The sequence below is a fragment of the Candidatus Nitrosarchaeum limnium BG20 genome, assembly GCF_000241145.1.
Lineage (GTDB): Archaea > Thermoproteota > Nitrososphaeria > Nitrososphaerales > Nitrosopumilaceae > Nitrosarchaeum > Nitrosarchaeum limnae.
This window is the reverse complement of the sequence record NZ_AHJG01000327.1, coordinates 1-4,425: the sequence shown is the minus strand read 5'-3', so window position 1 is coordinate 4,425 and position 4,425 is coordinate 1. Positions and strand designations below refer to the sequence as shown.

The 4,425-nt window shown below is 30.4% G+C and carries 6 protein-coding genes; 5 read left to right on the top strand and 1 reads right to left on the bottom strand.

Annotated elements, in window-relative coordinates; genetic code table 11:
• On the top strand, positions 1-1,722 hold a 1,722-nt coding region (gene gltX, locus BG20_RS11335; protein WP_010195560.1), incomplete at its 5' end, for a glutamate--tRNA ligase.
• Positions 1,723-1,730: 8 nt separating this feature from the next.
• A complete protein-coding gene (locus tag BG20_RS11330) occupies positions 1,731-2,600 on the top strand; it encodes a fumarylacetoacetate hydrolase family protein (RefSeq protein ID WP_007402277.1) in 870 nt (289 codons plus the stop codon).
• Here BG20_RS11330 and BG20_RS11325 read toward each other — a convergent pair.
• The gene (locus BG20_RS11325) at positions 2,597-3,385 is read right to left on the bottom strand and encodes a GNAT family N-acetyltransferase (protein WP_010195559.1); all 789 of its coding nucleotides are present in this window, start codon (positions 3,383-3,385) and stop codon (positions 2,597-2,599) included. The genes BG20_RS11330 and BG20_RS11325 overlap by 4 nt on opposite strands.
• 39 nt (positions 3,386-3,424) lie before the next feature.
• Here BG20_RS11325 and BG20_RS11320 point away from each other — a divergent pair, with 39 nt between their 5' ends.
• The 3 genes from BG20_RS11320 to BG20_RS12255 all read left to right on the top strand — a co-directional run.
• Complete coding sequence (locus BG20_RS11320; RefSeq protein WP_007402279.1) at positions 3,425-3,733, top strand: Rieske (2Fe-2S) protein; 309 nt, start codon at positions 3,425-3,427, stop codon at positions 3,731-3,733.
• 36 nt (positions 3,734-3,769) lie between these two features.
• Positions 3,770-4,039 carry a stationary phase-response protein gene (locus BG20_RS11315; RefSeq protein ID WP_007402280.1) on the top strand — a complete coding sequence of 90 codons (270 nt, stop codon included), beginning with the start codon at positions 3,770-3,772 and terminating at the stop codon, positions 4,037-4,039.
• Between the two features lie 25 nt (positions 4,040-4,064).
• On the top strand, positions 4,065-4,425 hold a 361-nt coding region (locus tag BG20_RS12255; RefSeq protein ID WP_010195558.1), incomplete at its 3' end, for a class I SAM-dependent methyltransferase.

Sequence of the window (4,425 nt, the reverse complement as noted above, 5' to 3'; positions counted from 1 at the left end):
GGAGTCTATAATTTGGATGAAGAGACTAGAAGAGAAATTAGAAAGATAGCACTACAAAATGCATATGAGCATGAAGGAAAAACTCAAGATAAAATTGTACTAGCAAAAATTCTTGGAACAAAACCTGAGTTTAGATCCAAAGCAAAGGAAATTGCTTCAGATATTTCAGAAATCGTTTCATTAGTGAATCAAATTTCATTTGATGAACAAAAAAAAGAGATAGAAGAAAACTTTCCGGATATATTAATTCCAAAAGAAAAAATTGAAGAAAGAGAAGGATTGCCCCCATTAAAAGGTGCAGAACAAGGAAATGTCATTACAAGATTTCCACCTGAACCTAACGGATATCCACACATAGGTCATGCCAAAGCAGCAATCATAAATTCAGAATATGCAAAAATGTATGGAGGTAAATTTATTCTAAGAATGGATGATACAAATCCAGAAGCTGAAAGAATGGAATATCATGCAGCAATTAAAGTTGGACTAGATTGGTTAGGGATAAAATTTGACATAATAAAAAATACTTCAGACGATATGGAAATATTTTATGAAAAAGGAATTGAATTAATTAATTCTGGAAAAGCTTACGTGTGTACTTGTAAAAGAGAGGATATCAGTAAAAATAGAAAAGAGCTAAAAGCATGCAAATGTAGCAGAGGAGACATTAAACAAAATGTTCAGGGTTGGGAAAAAATGTTTGATAAATTCAAACCTGGAGATGCAATTGTAAGATTTCGTGGAGATATGAAGGCAGATAATGCAGTCATGCGTGATCCAGTATTATTTAGAATAATTGATGAAAAACACTATACATTAGGAAACAAATATCGAGTTTGGCCAAGTTACGATTTAGCAGTAGCAATTGAAGATAGTATTGATGGGGTTACTCATGCATTTCGTTCAAAAGAATTTGAGTTAAGAAAAGAGCTAATCGATGCAATACTAGATGCGCTAAATATGAGAAAACCGTATCAAGACTTTTTTTCTAGGCTCGAATTCAAAGGAATGCCCATTTCTAAAAGAATACTCAAACCATTGATAGAAGAAGGAAAGGTTTCATGGTATGATGATCCAAGATTACCCACACTAGAATCACTAAAAAGGCGAGGGATTAAGCCAGAAGCAATAAAAAAATTCATTTTATCATTGGGTTTAACAAAAGCAAACACTCTAGCACCCTTTGATGCACTTGAATCATTTAATAGAAAATTTGTAGACGCAGATAGCATTAGATTGTTTATGGTTAGTAAACCAAAAAAACTAAAAATAAAAAAATTACCATTTACATCTGTAGAAATTTCAAATCATCCAATTAAAAATATGGGGAAACGAAAAATAAACCTAAATGAAAATATTTTCATTTCAGGAGAAGATGCAGATGTTATCAAAGAAGGAACTCAGATCAGATTATTAGGGTTGGGTGATGTGATGATATCAAAAAGAAATGATGAGTTTGAAGGGGAGTTTTTAGAAAATGTCAAGAGTCCAAGCCAACAAAAAATTCAATGGGTTTCACAAAAAGATGCACATATGATTAAAATCTTAATTCCAAAACAATTATTCATTGATGATGAATTTAATGAAAATAGTTTAGAAGAGTTGGAGGTTTATACAGAACCACATTATTTACAATTAAAAGATGGTGAAGAAATTCAATTTGTCAGATTTGGATATTGTAGAAAAGATTCCCAAAATCAGGCAATTTTCACACACAAGTGAGTAAGAAAATGAAAATAGCACGAATAGTTCATGAGAACACCGAAACATATGGTTTTGTAAAAGGAGATAAAATTTCTACAAAAGATGAAATAACATATCAAACAGGAGTTCCAATTCCTCAAAGTATCAAAGAGTTTCTTTTTGATGGATGGTATGACGAAATCAAAGGTAAGTTAGATACTTTACCTTATGAAGAAAATATTTCAAAATTTAAATTATTAAGTCCCATTCCAAATCCAAACAAAATAATCTGTTTAGCTTTTAATTACATAGATCATGCAAAAGAACAAAATCTTTTACCTCCAGAAGATCCAGCAATTGTATTAAAACCTAGAACTGCCCTAAATGGCACAGATACAGATATCATTTGTCCAGATTTTGTAACCCAGTTAGATTATGAGGTGGAATTAGCCTTGATAATAGGCAAAAATTGTAAAAACATAGATGAGAAACAAGCAAAAGAAGCAATATTTGGATATATGATTCTAAACGATGTTTCAGCAAGAGACATTCAATTCAAAGACAAGCAATTTACAAGAGGTAAAAGTTTTGATACATTTGCTCCGTCAGGACCATGGATAACAACAGTAGACGAGATTGAAGATCCACAGAATTTAAAATTAACAACAAAAGTCAATGGAGACTTGAGACAGAATTCATCAACAAATAACATGTTCATAAAAATACCAGAGATAGTATCCAAATTAAGTAAAGTTATGACTCTAGAAAAAGGAGACATTATTTCAACTGGAACTCCTGCAGGAGTGATGCTAAACAAACCAAATGCAGTATTTCTTAAGAATGGGGATAAAATAGAAATGGAGATTGAAAAATTAGGAATTTTGAAAAATACCATTCGATTTGTAAATGGAAATTAATTTAAAGATTTTCTCATTAAATTAAATGTGATTTTGTGCTCAATTGAATTTGTAAAAGATATTTTTTCTCTAGTCAAAATTTGTATTTTATGATATTTTTTTTCTGCACAATAGTTTTGAATATAAGAAATTAGTTCCAAAGTATTTTTTTCTGAACCAGAGAACAAAGTAACAATTAGAGTATTAGCAAAATGTTCTGAATCAGTTAAAATGGCAATTGAAGTATCCCCAGAATTATTTGCCACAATAATTTTATTTTGTTTGTATAACTGGATCAAAGATTTTTCATCTAACACTAACCACCGCCATGACTTAACATAATGAGTAATTTTTTTAGTATGCGGAATTTGACCGAACTCAATATTATGTCCATGTGTAATCTGTGGCAAAATAGAATAAAAATTCCAAGTTTCATATATTTTATAATTAAGATTTTTTGCCATTTCCAGAGAAGAAGAATTTTCAATATCAATTAGCATGTATGAAAAAGAAATTTGTTTTTCTTTAGCAATTGATTCTACGTGATGAACTAATTTTGAGGCTAAGCCTTGTCTATGATTATCAGGGTTTATTCTAATTCCTTCAACCCATACCTGATTTTTTGAAAAAATTGCATGGCATATCCCTACAGGTTGTTTTTTTTCAATAACAAATAGATTACCTTCAGCTAACCAGTAATTCCAGACATATTGGATATAATCACCCCAAGAAAATGTATTTTTACAGAAATTCAGGATGGGTGATTTATCAGAATTATTGGCTTCTCTAATCATTATTGTTACCATATACGAAAAAATATTAAGAATAATGCACTAAAAACCATAATGGGTAAAATAATAGCAGGAAAAACTTCAGATATCACCCCTGGTAAAATGATTAAGGTGTCTGTAGACGGTAAAGAAATCATGGTTGCAAATATTGATGGTACTTATTGTGCAGTGGATGACGCTTGCACTCATTCAGGTTCTAGTCTTTCAGAAGGAAAATTAGATGGATGTAATGTAATTTGTGGATGGCATGGAGCTCAATTTGATTGTAAAACAGGTAAATTATTTAAATTTCCAGCAAAAATTAGAGATTTAGCATCATACAATGTTTCTGTTGAAGCAGACAATGTATTTTTAGAGATGTGACTATATACTTCAAATTCTCAATAAATGGTGTAAAAAATGGCTGACGATAAACAAAATAAAGAAACGATGAAAGAAGCAATAGAAACACTAAATCAGATCGCTACAAATCATTCAACACCAAAGACCATTAAAAAAGCGATTACAGATTTAATTACAGATTTGAATAATGAAGAATACTCATTATCAGTAAGAGCAAACAACACAATTAGTTTGTTAGATGATGTAACACAAGATCCCAATATGCCATCATATGTAAGAACACAACTATGGCAGGCAGTATCAAAACTAGAAAGTATAAGAGAATAAATCCCACATTACCATAATTTCAATATTGAAAATAGAAGAATATCTAAAGTCATTGCCAGAAAACATTGTAAGTGGCGAGGATGTTCAATTGCCAGATAAGTCATTAAGAGAAATTTTCAATTTTTTGAATTTGGGGGAAAATGATATTTTTTATCATCTTGGATGTGGGAATGGAAAAGGAGTGTCAATGGCATTAAAAGAATATAATGTAAAAAAAGCTGTTGGAATTGATAATAATCCAGAAAAAATAAGACAAGCAAAAGAAATTCTGAATAAAGAGAATATCTTAGGAGAGTTAATTTGTGAAGATATACAAAATTCAAACATTTTAGATGCGACTGTAATTTTATTTTGGTTTACAGATGAAGAAATTATCAATCACATGA

Bases quoted from the DNA above. Each gene is read 5' to 3' on its own strand.
- BG20_RS11330 (WP_007402277.1), top strand. From the start codon at position 1,731: ATGAAAATAGCACGAATAGTTCATGAGAACACCGAAACATATGGTTTT.
- BG20_RS11315 (WP_007402280.1), top strand. From the start codon at position 3,770: ATGGCTGACGATAAACAAAATAAAGAAACGATGAAAGAAGCAATAGAA.
- BG20_RS11320 (WP_007402279.1), top strand. From the start codon at position 3,425: ATGGGTAAAATAATAGCAGGAAAAACTTCAGATATCACCCCTGGTAAA.
- BG20_RS11325 (WP_010195559.1), bottom strand. From the start codon at position 3,385: ATGGTAACAATAATGATTAGAGAAGCCAATAATTCTGATAAATCACCC.